The organism is Delftia sp., from assembly GCF_059499305.1.
In genome coordinates this window covers 44,600-59,562 of record NZ_JCABYI010000001.1, presented here as the reverse complement: position 1 = coordinate 59,562, position 14,963 = coordinate 44,600, and the positions used below count along the sequence as shown (strand labels likewise).

The following is a 14,963-nucleotide window of genomic DNA, read 5'->3' as shown; positions in this document are numbered from 1 at the left end:
CCATCATGGCAGCAGGTAAGGAAATTCGCGGCAAGATCAAATCGGTGGAAAACACCAAGAAGATCACCAAAGCCATGGAAATGGTGGCCGCATCCAAGATGCGCAAGGCGCAGGAACGGATGCTGGCTGCACGCCCGTACAGCGAAAAGATCCGCAACATTGCAGTCCATCTTGGCCAAGCCAACCCCGAGTACGTGCACCCGTTCATGCAAGTGAACGGTGATGCCAAGACTGCCGGCGTCATCGTTGTGACGACGGACAAGGGGTTGTGCGGCGGCATGAACACCAACGTGTTGCGTGCTGTCACGGCCAAGCTGCGGGAGCTGCAGGATCAAGGCGTGTCGGCAGAAGCGGTGGCCATTGGCAACAAGGGTCTGGGCTTTCTGAACCGTGTCGGCGCCAAGGTGGTTTCGCACGCGACGGGTCTGGGCGATACGCCCCATCTGGAAAAGCTGATCGGCCCTGTGAAGGTGCTGCTCGATGCGTACGCAGCGGGCAAGCTGAGCGCGGTGTACCTGAGCTACACCAAGTTCATCAACACCATGAAGCAGGAATCGGTGGTGGAGCAGTTGCTGCCCCTGTCGTCCGAGAGCATGCAGGCCGAGAAGACGTCTGGCCATAGCTGGGACTACATCTACGAACCCGATGCGCAGTCCGTGATCGACGAGCTGCTCGTGCGTTACGCAGAGTCCCTGGTCTACCAAGCGGTTGCAGAAAACATGGCGTCCGAGCAATCGGCGCGCATGGTGGCCATGAAGGCCGCGACCGACAACGCCGGCAACGTCATCAGCGAGTTGAAGCTCGTCTACAACAAGACGCGTCAGGCAGCCATCACGACCGAACTGTCGGAAATCGTGGCTGGCGCCGCTGCGGTGTAAACGGCTTTAACAGACAAACTAATTGGAGCAAAAAATGGCTCAAGTGCAAGGCAAGATTGTTCAATGTATTGGCGCTGTGGTGGACGTCGAGTTCCCCCGCAACGCAATGCCCAAGGTGTTCGATGCCCTGAAGCTCGACGGCTCGGCCCTGACGCTGGAAGTGCAGCAACTGCTGGGTGACGGCGTTGTGCGTACCATCGCCCTGGGCTCGTCCGACGGTCTGCGTCGTGGCCTGATGGTGTCCAACACCGGCAACCCCATCACCGTGCCCGTGGGCAAGGCGACGCTGGGTCGCATCATGGACGTGCTGGGCAACCCCATCGACGAACGCGGTCCCGTGGATCAGGCCCTGACGGCCCCCATCCACCGCAAGGCACCGGCTTATGACGAGCTGTCGCCTTCGCAGGAACTGCTGGAAACCGGCATCAAGGTGATCGACCTGATCTCTCCCTTCGCCAAGGGCGGCAAGGTGGGTCTGTTCGGTGGCGCCGGCGTGGGCAAGACCGTGAACATGATGGAACTCATCAACAACATCGCCAAGGGCCACGGTGGTCTGTCGGTGTTTGCCGGTGTGGGTGAACGTACCCGTGAAGGCAATGACTTCTATCACGAAATGTCGGACGCCGGCGTGGTCAACCAGGAGTCGCTGAACGACTCCAAGGTCGCCATGGTCTACGGCCAGATGAACGAACCCCCGGGCAACCGTCTGCGCGTGGCGCTGACCGGCCTGACCATGGCCGAAGCCTTCCGTGACGAAGGCAAGGACGTGCTGTTCTTCGTGGACAACATCTACCGCTACACGCTGGCCGGTACCGAAGTGTCCGCTCTGCTGGGCCGCATGCCTTCCGCCGTGGGCTACCAGCCCACGCTGGCCGAGGAAATGGGCCGCCTGCAAGAGCGCATCACCTCGACCAAGGTCGGTTCGATCACTTCCATCCAGGCCGTTTACGTGCCTGCCGATGACTTGACCGACCCCTCGCCTGCCACGACGTTCGCCCACTTGGACTCCACCGTGGTGCTGTCGCGTGACATCGCTTCGCTGGGTATCTACCCCGCTGTCGACCCGCTGGACTCCACCAGCCGCCAGCTGGACCCCCAGGTCGTGGGTGAAGAGCACTACAAGGTGGCCCGCGAAGTGCAGGGCACGCTGCAGCGCTACAAGGAACTGCGCGACATCATCGCCATTCTGGGCATGGACGAGCTGGCTCCCGAAGACAAGCTGACCGTGGCCCGCGCCCGCAAGATCCAGCGTTTCCTGTCGCAGCCTTTCCACGTGGCCGAAGTGTTCACTGGCGCTCCCGGCAAGTACGTGTCGCTGGCTGAAACCATCCGTGGTTTCAAGATGATCTGCGCCGGCGAGTGCGATCACCTGCCCGAGCAGGCCTTCTACATGGTTGGCACCATCGACGAAGCCTTCGAGAAGGCCAAGAAGCTGGCGGCTTGAGCCTGCGGCACCCCCTGAGCGACTGCGTCGCCTCCCCCTCTCTACCCGCTTTGCGGGGGAGGGGGACGACACCCTCGCCGAGGGGCGGCCCTTGCTCGGTGTCCCCGATCTGGGCCCTGCCGGTTCCAAGTTCCAGTCCTACCTTTTCTGAGGAGCAAAGATGAACACCATCCACGTTGATGTGGTCAGTGCCGAAGAGTCCATCTTCTCCGGTGAAGCGCGCTTTGTCGCCCTGCCCGGTGAATCCGGCGAACTGGGCATTTTTCCCCGCCACACTCCGCTGATCACGCGCATCAAGCCCGGCTCGGTGCGTATCGAGATGGCTGACGGCAGCGAAGAATTCGTCTTCGTGGCCGGCGGCATCCTGGAAGTGCAGCCCAACTGCGTGACCGTGCTGTCCGACACCGCCATCCGCGGTGCCGACCTGGACGCCGAGAAGGCCGAGAAGGCCAAGCTCGAAGCCGAGGAAGCGCTGAAGAACGCCAAGAGCGAAGTCGATCTGGCGCGTGCCCAGTCCGAGCTGGCCGTCATGGCCGCCCAGATCGCGGCCCTGCGCAAGTTCCGCCAAAAGCGCTGAGCCCTCCCGGGACCAGTCGCAAGAAAGCCGCCCTCGGGCGGCTTTTTTCATGGTGCGCAGGCGTCTCAGTCGCCGCAGCGGGCCTGGTAGACGTAGGTCACGGCGTTGTCCTTGGGGTCGACCGTGCGCGACTTGTGCGTCACGGCCTTGGCTGGCACGGGGCACAGCGCGCGGATCTGCTGCTCGCATCGCTTGGGGTCGTCCTCGCGCAGCTTGCAGCTGAGCACATAGTCGTACTCTTGCGAGTCATCGAGGACGGGGCTTGCGCAGGCGCTCAGGGCCAGCACGGCGGCCAGCAGGCCCAGGCGGGCCAGGGTGTTCTTCATGGTGTGGATGCTCCTTGATGAAATGGCGTGACGCTATCACAGCCTCCGTGCCCGCGATAGCTCGATGAAGGGGGGCGCTCGGTCTGAGGGCCGTTTTGCCTCAGTGCCGCTGTATCACGACGGTATCGGGAAGATTGTCGCCACCTTCGTGCACAGGCTGCAACGGGTCACGCGGGAAGTTGGTTTCCAGCAGCAGGCTCACGCGCTCCAGGGCTGCTGTCATGCCCATGGCATAGTGGCCGCCCTGGAAAGCGGCCTGCATGTCACTGATCAGCGTCTGCCACTGCTGCGCAGGCAGGGTGCGCGCCAGGGCGCGGTCGGCGACGATCTCGATGGCGTGGTCGGCCAGCAGCAGATAGATCAGGGCGCCGTTGTTGTGCTCGGTATCCCAGACGCGCAGCTTGCCGAACAGCGTGATGGCGCGCTCGCGCGGCGTGGCATCGCGCCAGATGTAGCTGGGCGGCAGGCCGGGCTCGACGCAGATACGGATCTGTCCTGTATGGCGCTGCTCGCTCATGGTGATCAGGCGCTCCAGCTCCGCCAGGGTCTCGGGTGGGAGTGCACGCCGCAGCTGCCCTTCGGCCCAATGGTGGCGCAGCAGCCGGACCAGACGCTGAACAAAGCCTGTGATTGCAGCCGCCATCTCACCAACTCCCCGAGGCGCCGCCGCCCCCAAAACTGCCGCCTCCCCCGGAGCTGAAGCCTCCGCCGCCACTGCTTCGTCCGCCGCCTCCGCCAAAACCACCGCCGTAGCCACCCCCTCCGCCCCATCCACCGCCACCCCTGCCGGAGCGGCCGCTGCCCAGCAAGGTGAACAGCAGAGCGACGATGCCCGCTCCGCCAGCCACCAGCAGACTGGTGGTCACCACATAGGCGGCAATGCCGGCGCCTGTGCCTGCCAGCACCGAGGCCAGGGGCCGGCCCAGCATCGAGCGCAGGATGGGGCCCGCGATGACCACACCGAAAAAGAAGAACAGCATCAGGTCTTCCATGTCGAAGCCACGGTCCGGGCTTTTGGAGGAAGGGGCATTGGGGGAGGGGGCCGGCAGCTGCTCGCCCGCAATGCGTGCCGCCACCTGGTCCAGCGCAGCGGCAATGCCGCCTGCATAGTCGCCCTGGCGAAAGCGCGGGGTCATCTGCTGGTCGATGATGCGAGCGGCCGCCAGGTCGGGGATGGCGCCTTCCAGCGCGCGGGCCACTTCCAGCCGCATGCGCCTGTCGTTCTTGGCAATCACCATCAACAGCCCGTCGCCCACGTCGCGGCGGCCTATCTTCCAGTCGCTGGCCACGCGCCAGGCATAGGCGGCGATGTCCTCGGGCGCCGTGGTGGCCACCATCAGCACAACGACCTGCGAGCCCGACTTCTGTTCAATGCTGCGCAGCCTGTCTTCAATGGCCCGTGCCTCGTCGGGCGACAGCGTGCCCGTCTGGTCGATGAGCCGGGCCGTCAGCGGGGGGACGGGTTGCGGAGCCTGCGCCAGCGCGCTGCCTGGCAGCAACAACGCTGCCAGGAGCAGGGCGCAAAGCATGCGCCAGAGCGGCGCCAGGGATGTGGTCACGGTTTACTTGTTGCCGAAGTCCACCGTGGGCGGGCGAGAGATTTCGGCCTCGTTCTGCACGCTGAAGGTGGGCTTGGGCTCATAGCTGAAGACCTTGGCTGTCAGATTGGTCGGAAAGCTGCGCGCCAGCACGTTGTAGGACTGCACGGCCTGGATGTACTGGTTGCGCGCCACGGTGATGCGGTTCTCCGTGCCCTCCAGCGTGACGCGCAGGTCACGGAAGCCTTGATTGGCCTGCAACTGGGGGTAGCGCTCGGCCACCACCATCAGCCGGGACAGCGCACTGGACAGCTCACCCTGCGCCTGCTGGAACTTGTTGAAAGCCTCGGGGTTGTTGACCAGCTCGGGCGTGGCCTGGATGGAGGTGGCCTTGGCGCGTGCCTCCACCACCTTGGTCAGGGTCTCCTGCTCGAAATTGGCCTCGCCCTTGACCGAGGCCACGATGTTGGGCACCAGGTCGGCACGGCGCTGGTACTGGTTGAGCACCTCGCTCCAGGCCGACTTGGTCTGTTCGTCAAGGCGCTGGAAATCGTTGTAGCCGCAGCCGGTCAGTACCAGAACGGTGGCAAGTGTGGCGATTAGACGTTTCATGAGATGACAACCTGAAAGCGACAATGGAAGACAGTATCGTGCACGATGCTGCGCATCGCTGGCGATTGTGCTGCGCACCTGGCCCGCCGCCCTGTAGGGCAAAGGCCATTCGCAGCGACTGGGACAAGGACTGCAAACGGGCTCTATGCATCAATTCAACGCGGCGCGCTGGCTGCCCGGTGGCCACGCACAGACCATCTGGCCGGCGCTGTTCGCGCACCGTCGGCCGGCCGGCCATGCGGCACCCCGGTGGCGGTGGGAGCGCTGGGATACCCCGGATGGCGACTTCATCGATGTCGCCTTCGGCGGTGCTCCCACTCTGCCTGCCGATGCGCCATGGCTGGTGCTTTTCCATGGCCTTGAAGGCTCGGCGAACAGCCACTATGCCCAGGCCATGGCCTGTGTGGCCGAACAGCGTGGCTGGCACATGGCCGTGCCGCACTTTCGCGGCTGCAGCGGCGAGGTCAACCGGGCGCCGCGCGCCTATCACTCGGGCGATGTGCAGGAGGTGGACTGGATACTGCGCCGCCTGCGCGAGCGGTCTTCTCGCCCGCTGCATGCGGTCGGTGTCTCCCTGGGCGGCAATGCGCTGGCACGCTGGGCGGGCGTGCAGGCGGACAAGGCTGCCGAGGTGGTGCAGGCCCTGGCGGCGGTGAGTGCGCCGCTGGACCTGGCCGCTGGGGGAACGGCGTTGGGGAAAGGGCTGAACCGCTGGATCTACACGCGCATGTTCCTGCGCACCCTGGTGCCCAAGGCGCTGCTCAAGTGGGCGCAGTTTCCCGGTCTCTTCGATCGTGATGCCGTGCTGCGTGCACGTGATCTGAGAGAGTTTGACGATGCGTTCACTGCGCCGGTCCACGGCTTTCGTGATGCGCAGGACTATTGGCATCGGGCGGCGGCCAAACCGCTGCTGGGCAGCATTGCCGTGCCTGCACTGCTGCTCAATGCGCTGGACGATCCCTTTGTCCCTTCGTGCAGCCTGCCGGCGCCAGGCGAAGTCGGCCCGCGGGTTACGCTGTGGCATCCGCCGCTCGGCGGTCATGTGGGTTTTGCACAGGGGCGTTGGCCGGGACATGTACTGGCCATGCCGCAGGCCGTCACGCAGTGGCTGGCACACAGCGAAAAAGGATGAATGCAATGGACGATATCGTGAAGCAGGCCATGGCCAAATGGCCCCATGTGCCTGCCTGCAGCGGCTGGCTGGGGCTGGACGAGCGCGGGCGCTGGTATCTGCGCGATGAACAGGCCCAGGCCAGCGGCGCTTTCGACAGCGGAATCCCGGGAGCCAAGGGCGCGGAGGTGCGCAACGAAAAGCTGGCGGACTTCATCGCCCGCAACTACCTGGCCGAGCCCGATGGTCGATGGTTCTTCCAGAACGGTCCCCAGCGCGTGTATGTGGAGCTGGAGAATGCTCCCTGGATATGGCGGTTGCGCTGGGATGGCGAGGGCCTGCAGATGCACAGCCATACAGGAGCCGAACTGGATGCCGGGGCCATCACCGAAGCGCTGATGGACGAGACGGGGCGCCTGTACCTGGCGACGCCTTCCGGCCTGGGCCTGGTCCATACGCAGGACATGATCGATGCCGCGGCTGCGCTGGAGGCGGGCGCGTTGCCGGCCTGTGAAGAGGTGCGGGCCGAGGCGTTGCCGCAGCGCTACGGTTTCGTGCGCAGTCCTGCGCGGGCATGAAAAAACCGGCCGAAGCCGGTTGGTTCCAGAAGTCCCGCGTGTTGCTCAATTGGCGGGGGCTGCTGCGCCTTCTGCGGCAGGGGCCTTGGGTTCTTCGAACTTGCCGCCCGCCGCGTTGGCCATGTAGACCACGCCGCGTGCAATTTCGGTGTCGTTGAAGTCGCCGCCACCCTGAGGGGCCATGGCGCCCTTGCCCTTGAGTGCCGAGTGCACCAGGCCTTCCAGTCCCTGTGCAAGGCGAGGGCCCCAGGCCGCAGCATCCTCGAACTTGGGTGCTCCTGCAGCGCCCGTGGCGTGGCAAGCGGCGCACTGGCCCTTGTAGACCTCTTCGCCCGCGCGCAGGGGGCGGTTGGCATCACGGATCTCCACAAGGCCGATCTTCTGCAGGCGCTGAGCCTTGGCCATTTCGGTCTGGGAAGCGCCGGCACCGGACTTGTCGGCCGAACTCACGTACTGCACGAGGCCGATGATCACGAACACCGGAACCACGAACGAGAAAAACACCGCTATCAGCAGTTGCCTGGGATTCTTGATCGGGCCCGTATGGGCTTCTTCGGTGTGGGTTGCGCTCATGAAGTCCTCTTGTGTTGTGGGGGCGTGAGTCAACAACAAATTATATCGACGGCCCTCTTGCAGACACTGCGCGCAGACCCGGGTTGACCTGGGACGCACATATGCCATGAGATGGATCAAGCAATTGGCAAATGCTTGCCGCACTGAATGACAAAGAGGCGTTCACCTTGCGGTGAACGCCTCTTTGCGGTTGGCGCGGCAGATGCGGTTATTGCTGCGCGGGAGTTTGCGTGGTTGCAGCCGCTGTCGCCGTCCTGTCGGTCCAGCCGCCGCCCAGGGCCTTGTACAGCTCGATCTGATTGAGCAGTTGCGCCAGGCGCACGCTCACGGTGGATTGCTCCAGCGCGAACAGGGTGCGCTGTGCGTCCAGCAGGTCCAGGTAGCTGGCCACGCCGTTGCTGTAGCGCAGGTCGGACAGCTTCAGGCGTGCCTGCTCGGCTTCGAGCTGGGCGCGCTGGGCCATGATCTGGTCACGCAGCGTGCCTTGGCTGTCCAGTGCGTCGGAGACTTCGCGGAAGGCGCTCTGGATGGATTTCTCGTACTGCGCAATGGCCACTTCGCGATCGACCTTGGCCGCAGCCAGATTGGCCGAGTTGCGGCCCGCATCGAAGATGGGCAGCAGGGCCGAGGGCGCCAGGGTGAAACCCCAGCTGCCGCTCTTGAACAGGCCCGACAGCTCGTTGCTGGCCGTGCCGAACTGCCCGGTCAGCGTGATACGCGGGAAGAAGGCCGCACGCGCCGCGCCGATGTTGGCATTGGCGCTGATCAGTTGCTGCTCGGCCTGGCGGATGTCGGGGCGCTGCGTGAGCAGGTCAGACGGCAGGCCGGCCGGCACGGCAGGCAGGTCGGCCGTGTCGCGCAGGCCCTGGCTGGAGCCCAGGCTGGCGACCACGTCCGCAGGCAGCGCCTGGCCCAGCAGCAGCACCAGGGCGTTCTCGTCCAGGGCACGCTGGCGCTGCTGCTGCGCCAGGGTGGCGCGCGCAGCTTCGGTCAGCGAGACGGCCTGGCGGTAGTCCAGCTCGGAGGCCACGCCCGTGTCGAAGCGCAGCTTGGTCAGCTTGATCGACTCTTCGCGCGTCTGCAGCGTGTCGCGCGAGATCTTCAGCAACTGCTCGTCGGCCAGCAGCGTGTACCAGCCGCTGGCCACGGCGGCCACCAGGCTGGTCTGCGCGGCGCGGCGCGCTTCCTCGGTGGCCAGGTACTGGGCCAGGGCCGCTTCCTTCAGGCTGCCGATGCGCCCGAAGAAGTCCAGCTCCCAGGAGGTCACGGCCAGGCCGACCTGGTAGCTGTTGACGTACTTGGTGCCGGAGCCCGTGGTATTCGGGGCGCGGCTGGCGTTGACGCCTGCACCGACCGTCGGGAACTGGTCGGCGCGCGTGATCCGGTACTGCGCCTGGGCGCGCTCGATATTGAGCGCGGCCACGCGCAGGTCGCGGTTGTTGTCCAGCGCGGTGCGCACCAGTTGCTGCAGGCGTGCGTCCTGGAAGAAATCCTGCCAGGGCAGCTGTGCGGCAGCCGTTCCGCCTTCTGCCGCAGCAGTGGCGTTCGCACGGGTGTATTGGGCCGCGACCGGAGCGGCAGGGCGCTCGTAGGTGGGGATGAGCGAGCATCCCGCCAGGAGCACGGCGGTGGCGATGGCCACCGGGGTACTGCGATTAATCATGGCTCAAGGCCTCCTTGCCGGCCGGTGTGGACGGCGGGTTGTGCGTTTTGATCTTGCCCTTGAACAGCTTGCGCACCACGACGAAGAAGGTGGGCACGAACAGCACGGCCAGCACGGTGCCGGTGATCATGCCGCCGAGCACGCCGGTGCCGATGGCACGCTGGCTGGCGGAGCTGGCGCCGGAGGCGATCACCAGAGGCACCACGCCCAGGCCGAAGGCCAGCGAGGTCATGATGATGGGCCGGAACCGCAGGTGTGCGGCTTCCAGCGCGGCCTCGATCAGGCCCTTGCCTTCGGCCTGCAGGTCCTTGGCGAACTCCACGATCAGGATGGCGTTCTTTGCCGACAGGCCGATCACCGTCACCAGTCCGATCTGGAAGTACACGTCGTTGGAATAGTTGCGCAGCAAGGTGGCGAGCACCACGCCCAGCAGACCCAGCGGCACGACCAGAATCACCGACAGCGGAATCGACCAGCTCTCGTACAGAGCGGCCAGGCACAGGAACACGGCCAGGATGGCGAAGGCGTACAGGAAGATGGCTTGCGAGCCCGCCAGCTTTTCCTCACGCGACTGGCCGGTCCACTCGAAGCCGAAGCCTTCGGGCAGCTTGGCAGCCAGCTTTTCCATCTCGTCCATGGCATCGCCCGAGCTGAAGCCCGGAGCAGCCGAGCCTTCGATGCGCACGGCCGGGTAGCCGTTGTAGCGCACCGTCTGCTGCGCGCCCTTGACCCACTTGGTGGTCGCGAACGTGGACAGCGGCACCGGATCGCCCTTGGCATTGCGCGCGTTCAGGCGCAGCAGATCGTCGGGCTGCATGCGGGCCGGAGCGTCGGCCTGCACGATCACGCGCTGCAGACGACCCTGGTTGGGGAAGTCATTGACGTAGGACGAGCCCAGTGCCGTGGACAGCGCCGCATTGATCGAGGTGAAGTCCACGCCCAGTGCGTTGGCCTTGTCGCGGTCGATCTCGATGCGCAGCTGCGGCGCGTCTTCCAGGCCGTCGGGACGCACGCCGGCCAGCACCTTGCTCTGCCCGGCCATGCCCAGCAGCATGTTGCGCGCATTGATCAGCGCATCGTGGCCGTGGCCGGCACGGTCCTGCAGGCGGAACGAGAAGCCCACGGCATTGCCCAGTTCGGGAATGGGCGGCGGGTTCACGGCGAACACGAAGGCGTCGCGTATGCCCGCCGTCATGCCCATGATGCGGCCCGTCATGGCATCCACCGTGGAGTCCGCTCCCTTGCGTTCAGACCAGTCCTTGAGCGGCACGAAGGCGAGGGCGGCGTTCTGGCCCTGGCCGGAGAAGCTGAAGCCCAGCACGCTGACCATGTTGGCCACTTCGGGCTGCGGCAGCACGGCCTCCTCGACCTGCTTCATGACTTCCAGCGTGCGCTCCTTGGCGGCGCCAGGAGGCAGTTGCACGTTGACGATGAAGTAGCCCTGGTCCTCGGTCGGCAGGAACGAGGTCGGCAGGCCACGGAACACCACCACGGCACCGGCGATCACGGCCAGGTACACGCCGATCATCAGCACCGAGCGCTTGAGCAGGCGAGCCACCCAGCCTTCATAGGACTTGGCCGAGCGTGCGAACGTGCGGTTGAACCAGCCGAAGAAGCCTTTCTTCTCGTGGTTGTGGCCGGCCTCCACGGGCTTGAGCAGCGTTGCGCACAGAGCCGGTGTCAGCGTCAGCGCCATGAAGGCCGAGAAGCTGATGGAGGCGACCATCACGATGGAGAACTGCCGGTAGATATTGCCGGTGGACCCCGCGAAGAAAGCCAGCGGTATGAACACCGCGATCAGCACCAGCGTAATGCCCACGATGGCGCCCGAGATCTGGCCCATGGCCTTGATCGCGGCCTCGCGCGGCGGCAGGCCTTCCTCGCTCATGATGCGCTCGACGTTCTCCACGACCACGATGGCGTCGTCCACCACGATGCCGATGACCAGCACCATGCCGAACATGGCCAGCACGTTGATCGAGAAGCCCACGGCCTGCATGACCGCGAAGGTGCCCAGCAGTGCAATGGGCACCACGATGGTCGGGATCAGCGTGTAGCGCCAGTTCTGCAGGAACAGGTACATCACCAGGAACACCAGCACGATGGCTTCCAGCAGCGTGTGGGCCACCTTCTCGATGGAGATGCTCACGAATTTGGAGCTGTCGTAGGGAATGGAGTAATTCACGCCCTTGGGGAAGAACTTCTTCAGTTCCTCCATGCGTGCATGCACGGCCTTGGCCGTGGCCAGCGCATTGCCGCTGGGCGTCAGCTGCACGCCGATACCCACGGCATCCTTGCCGTTCAGGCGGGCGGAGGTCGCGTAGGCCTGGCCGCCGATCTCGATGGTGGCCACGTCCTTGAGTCGCACGGTGGAGCCATCGGCATTGGCGCGCAGCACGATGTTCTCGAACTGGCTGATCGAAGACAGCTGGCCCATCACCGTCACCGTGGCGGCGATCTTCTGGCCCGTGATGTTGGGCAGGTCGCCGATGGCGCCGCTGGCCACCTGGGCGTTCTGGCTGCGGATGGCGGCTGTCACGTCCTCGGCCGAGAGCTTGTAGCCCTGCAGCTTGGCGGGATCGAACCAGATGCGCATCGCCTTTTCCGTGCCGAACAGCTGTGCCTGGCCCACGCCTGCCACACGCTGGATTTCGGGAACGATGTTGCGCGAGGCATAGTCGCCCAGGGCCACCGTGTCATAGGCCTTGGCGTCCTCGGACGACAGCATGATGAACAGCAGGAAGTTGGACGACGCCTTGTCCACGCGAACGCCCTGCTGCGTCACCGAAGCAGGCAGGCGCGGCGTGGCGCGCGAGAGGCGGTTTTGCACGTCCACCTGCGCCAGGTCCACGTTGGTGCCGGCCTCGAAGCTGATGGTGATGCTGCCCGTGCCGTCGGCCTGGGCCACAGACTCCATGTAGACCAGGCCGGGCGAGCCGTTCATCTCGCGCTCGATCACGGACAGCACGCTGTCTTCGAGCACCTTCGCGGACGCGCCTGGATAGGCCGTGTTGATGACGATGGCCGGAGGGGCCACCTTGGGGTATTGAGCGATCGGGAGCTTGGTCAGCGCGATACCACCGAGGACGATGATGAACAGCGCGACGACCCATGCAAAGATCGGTCTGTCGATAAAGAACTTGGCCATTGCTGAGCCCCTTGATTACTTCTTGTCTGCCTGGTCCGCAGGCTTGGCATCGGCTGCGGCTTGCGGGGCTGGCGCTGCCGTGCCGGCCGGCTTCTGGGCGCCTGCGGCCTCGGGCTGCCACGGTACGGGCTTGACCGGCGTGCCGGGTGGCAGCATCTGCAGCTTCTGGAAGCCGTCGACCATCACCTTCTCGCCCGCCTGCAGGCCTTCGCTGACCAGCCATTGGTTGTTCTGGGCCGTGGTCACCTTCACTTGGCGCTTGGTGATCTTGCCGTCGTCGCTGACCACGCTCACGGTGTCGCCGGTCTCGGTGCGCGTCACCGCCTGCTGGGGCACGGCAATGGCGTTGGACGCCTGGGCCTGCTCCATGCGCACGCGCACATACATGCCGGGCAGCAGCAATCCCTTGGGATTGGGCACCTCGGCACGCAGCGTGACCTGGCCGGTGGAGCTGTCCACGGTCAGGTCGGTGAACAGCAGCTTGCCCTTGAGTTCGTAGGCCGTGCCATCGTCCAGGCGCACCTCGACGCTGGCGGCTTCGGCGCCATCGGCCTTCTTGAGCTTGCCCTGCTCCATCGCGCGGCGCAGCCGGAAGGCTTCGCTGGACGACTGGGTGAAATTCACATAGACCGGATTGATCTGCTGGACCACGGCCAGCGGGGTCGCCTCGCCCTGGCCGACCAGCGCGCCTTCGGTCACCAGAGACTGGCCGATGCGGCCAGAAATGGGGGCGGTGACGCTGGTATAGCCAAGATTGATCTCGGCGGTCCGCACGGAGGCCTTGCCGGCCGCGACGTCAGCCTGGGCTTGCTTGTAGGCAGCCTCTGCATTGACGAAGTCCTGCTTGCTGATCGCGTTGGCGGCAACCAGCGGGCGGTAGCGTTCCAGTTGCGCCAGTGCCTGGGCCTGGTTGGCCTCGGCACGGGCCTGCGTGGCCTTGGCACTTTGCAGCGTCGCCTGGTAGGGCGCCGGATCGATGCGGTACAGCACCTGGCCGGCCTTCACGTCGCTGCCTTCCTTGAACAGGCGCTCCTGCACGATGCCGGCGCTGCGGGCCCGGATCTGGGCCACGCGGCGCGCGTCCACGCGGCCGGGCAACTCGGTCACAAGTCCCACATCGGCGGGGGTGGCCACCACCACACCTACAGGGACGGCGGGCATCTGCTGCTGTGCGGCAGCTTGTTCTTCGGGCTTTTTCCCGCAGGCGGCCATGGCCATTGCGGCGGTGACGGCCAGGGCCACGGTGGTGAGGCGCAGACTGTTGTAAGGGGACGGAGCGGCTGACACATTGCTGCGTGTGCTGGGCATGATGGGTCCTTGTGCTGAATCAAATAACGATGTTGACGTTCCGGTCAGCGCTATCCGGAACGCCCGTGTCCACGGGCAAGTCGCGGATTATACATACATACATGAATGTATAATGACCGCAGTTGCTGCAAGGCGGCGCGAAGCATGGCGTAGCGTGGCATGGCCGGGCTCAACGATGGAAGGAAATACATCTTGGCACGACGAACGAAAGAAGATGCGTTTGCAACGCGCAACAGTCTGCTGGACGCTGCGGAGCAAGTGTTCTACGAGCAGGGTGTCGCCCGGGCCTCGCTCAACGAGATTGCCCAGCGAGCCGGCGCCACGCGCGGTGCGGTCTACTGGCATTTCAAGGACAAGCTGGATCTCTTCTATGCCATGCTGGATCGCGTCACGCTCCCGCTGGAGCAGGCCGCTCAGGGCGACTGCGAAGATGACTCCGAATGCGATGCGCTGGAATATGTGCGGCGCCTGATGGCGGTGGTCTTCGGGCGCATTGCGGATGACGACAGCACGCGGCGCGTCTTCGAGATCCTGTTGCTCAAGGTGGAGTACGTGGGCGAACTCATGCCGGTGCAGGAGCGCAATCGTGCGGCACTGGACTCCTTTTCGTCCCGGCTGGAGTTGGCGCTGTGTGCCGCTGCCGAAAGCCATGCGGTCACCATGCCCATGTCGGCGCACCAGGCATCGATCGCACTGTGCGCCATGTTTGACGGGCTGCTGCAGAGCTGGCTGCTGGGGCGGGCTTTCGATCTCAAGCAAGTGGGTGCCCAGGCGGTGGATGTCTGCCTGCGCGGGCTGGGCTTCACGGTTTCGGAGGCTCCTGCCCAATGAGCGGGCGGGGCCGCGGGGCTTGTACGCGGTAGTGCAAAGTCATGCGACAATCATCGGCTTGTGCAGGGCAGCGATGCCTTGAGCGGCTGTAGCTCAGTGGATAGAGTATTGGCCTCCGAAGCCAAGGGTCGTGGGTTCGATCCCCGCCAGCCGCGCCACATTTTTCTTGGATCGCCCCGGTGGCCTGAGAAAAAATGCACTGAATTTTTTCAGACGAAAAAAACGGTGCTAGAATTCAAATCTCTTCGGAGGGGTGCCCGAGTGGCTAAAGGGGGCAGACTGTAAATCTGTTGGCTTACGCCTACACTGGTTCGAATCCAGTCCCCTCCACCAGTAATGGTGAAGAAGAGAAGTCATCTGAAAAGGTGGCAGCGTG

General features: G+C 64.9%; 13 protein-coding genes, 2 tRNA genes and 1 pseudogene. 8 read left to right on the top strand and 8 right to left on the bottom strand.

Going from position 1 to position 14,963, the window contains the following annotated elements:
* The first annotated feature begins 5 nt into the window (after positions 1 to 5).
* The 3 genes from atpG (at position 6) to AC5I49_RS00230 (ending at position 2,899) form a co-directional block, all read left to right on the top strand.
* Entirely contained in the window at positions 6 to 878 is an 873-nt protein-coding gene (gene atpG, locus AC5I49_RS00240; protein WP_012202356.1) for a F0F1 ATP synthase subunit gamma, read from the top strand.
* Between the two features lie 34 nt (positions 879 to 912).
* Complete coding sequence (gene atpD, locus AC5I49_RS00235; protein WP_012202357.1) at positions 913 to 2,322, top strand: F0F1 ATP synthase subunit beta; 1,410 nt, start codon at positions 913 to 915, stop codon at positions 2,320 to 2,322.
* A 160-nt stretch (positions 2,323 to 2,482) separates the two neighbouring features.
* Positions 2,483 to 2,899 (top strand): F0F1 ATP synthase subunit epsilon, encoded by a 417-nt coding sequence (locus tag AC5I49_RS00230; RefSeq protein ID WP_012202358.1) that lies wholly within the window; start codon positions 2,483 to 2,485, stop codon positions 2,897 to 2,899.
* Between the two features lie 65 nt (positions 2,900 to 2,964).
* Here AC5I49_RS00230 and AC5I49_RS00225 read toward each other — a convergent pair whose 3' ends face one another.
* The 4 genes from AC5I49_RS00225 to AC5I49_RS00210 all read right to left on the bottom strand — a co-directional run bounded on the left by AC5I49_RS00225 (position 2,965) and on the right by AC5I49_RS00210 (position 5,375).
* Positions 2,965 to 3,225, bottom strand: a complete 261-nt coding sequence (locus tag AC5I49_RS00225) for a hypothetical protein (protein WP_016448494.1) — start codon at positions 3,223 to 3,225, stop codon at positions 2,965 to 2,967.
* Positions 3,226 to 3,325: 100 nt separating this feature from the next.
* Entirely contained in the window at positions 3,326 to 3,868 is a 543-nt protein-coding gene (locus tag AC5I49_RS00220; RefSeq protein ID WP_016448493.1) for a TPM domain-containing protein, read from the bottom strand.
* A 1-nt stretch (position 3,869) separates the two neighbouring features.
* The gene (locus AC5I49_RS00215; RefSeq protein ID WP_016453560.1) at positions 3,870 to 4,754 is read right to left on the bottom strand and encodes a TPM domain-containing protein; all 885 of its coding nucleotides are present in this window, start codon (positions 4,752 to 4,754) and stop codon (positions 3,870 to 3,872) included.
* Positions 4,755 to 4,787: 33 nt separating this feature from the next.
* Entirely contained in the window at positions 4,788 to 5,375 is a 588-nt protein-coding gene (locus AC5I49_RS00210) for a LemA family protein (RefSeq protein ID WP_016448491.1), read from the bottom strand.
* 145 nt (positions 5,376 to 5,520) lie between these two features.
* Here AC5I49_RS00210 and AC5I49_RS00205 point away from each other — a divergent pair, with 145 nt between their 5' ends.
* On the top strand, positions 5,521 to 6,507 hold the full coding sequence (locus AC5I49_RS00205; RefSeq protein WP_495788680.1) for a YheT family hydrolase: 987 nt from the start codon (positions 5,521 to 5,523) through the stop codon (positions 6,505 to 6,507).
* Positions 6,508 to 6,512: 5 nt separating this feature from the next.
* The gene (locus tag AC5I49_RS00200) at positions 6,513 to 7,064 is read left to right on the top strand and encodes a DUF2946 family protein (RefSeq protein ID WP_016448489.1); all 552 of its coding nucleotides are present in this window, start codon (positions 6,513 to 6,515) and stop codon (positions 7,062 to 7,064) included.
* 51 nt (positions 7,065 to 7,115) lie between these two features.
* On the opposite strand, the pseudogene AC5I49_RS00195 reads toward AC5I49_RS00200, so the two are convergent.
* The 4 genes and pseudogenes from AC5I49_RS00195 to AC5I49_RS00180 form a co-directional block, all read right to left on the bottom strand.
* A pseudogene (locus AC5I49_RS00195) lies at positions 7,116 to 7,637 on the bottom strand (c-type cytochrome); the annotation flags it as partial.
* Positions 7,638 to 7,845: 208 nt separating this feature from the next.
* Positions 7,846 to 9,300 carry an efflux transporter outer membrane subunit gene (locus AC5I49_RS00190; protein ID WP_046987756.1) on the bottom strand — a complete coding sequence of 485 codons (1,455 nt, stop codon included), beginning with the start codon at positions 9,298 to 9,300 and terminating at the stop codon, positions 7,846 to 7,848.
* A complete protein-coding gene (locus AC5I49_RS00185) occupies positions 9,293 to 12,448 on the bottom strand; it encodes an efflux RND transporter permease subunit (protein WP_016448486.1) in 3,156 nt (1,051 codons plus the stop codon). Before AC5I49_RS00185 ends, AC5I49_RS00190 begins: the two co-directional genes overlap by 8 nt.
* A gap of 15 nt (positions 12,449 to 12,463) precedes the next feature.
* Entirely contained in the window at positions 12,464 to 13,756 is a 1,293-nt protein-coding gene (locus AC5I49_RS00180) for an efflux RND transporter periplasmic adaptor subunit (RefSeq protein ID WP_016448485.1), read from the bottom strand.
* 192 nt (positions 13,757 to 13,948) lie between these two features.
* On the opposite strand from AC5I49_RS00180, the gene AC5I49_RS00175 reads away from it, so the two are divergent.
* The 3 genes from AC5I49_RS00175 to AC5I49_RS00165 all read left to right on the top strand — a co-directional run bounded on the left by AC5I49_RS00175 (position 13,949) and on the right by AC5I49_RS00165 (position 14,920).
* Positions 13,949 to 14,587: a TetR family transcriptional regulator gene (locus tag AC5I49_RS00175; RefSeq protein WP_026061988.1), complete on the top strand. Its 639-nt coding sequence runs from the start codon at positions 13,949 to 13,951 to the stop codon at positions 14,585 to 14,587.
* An 82-nt stretch (positions 14,588 to 14,669) separates the two neighbouring features.
* A tRNA-Arg gene (locus AC5I49_RS00170) sits at positions 14,670 to 14,745 on the top strand.
* A gap of 89 nt (positions 14,746 to 14,834) precedes the next feature.
* Positions 14,835 to 14,920: transfer RNA gene (locus AC5I49_RS00165), tRNA-Tyr, on the top strand.
* Positions 14,921 to 14,963 lie beyond the last annotated feature (43 nt).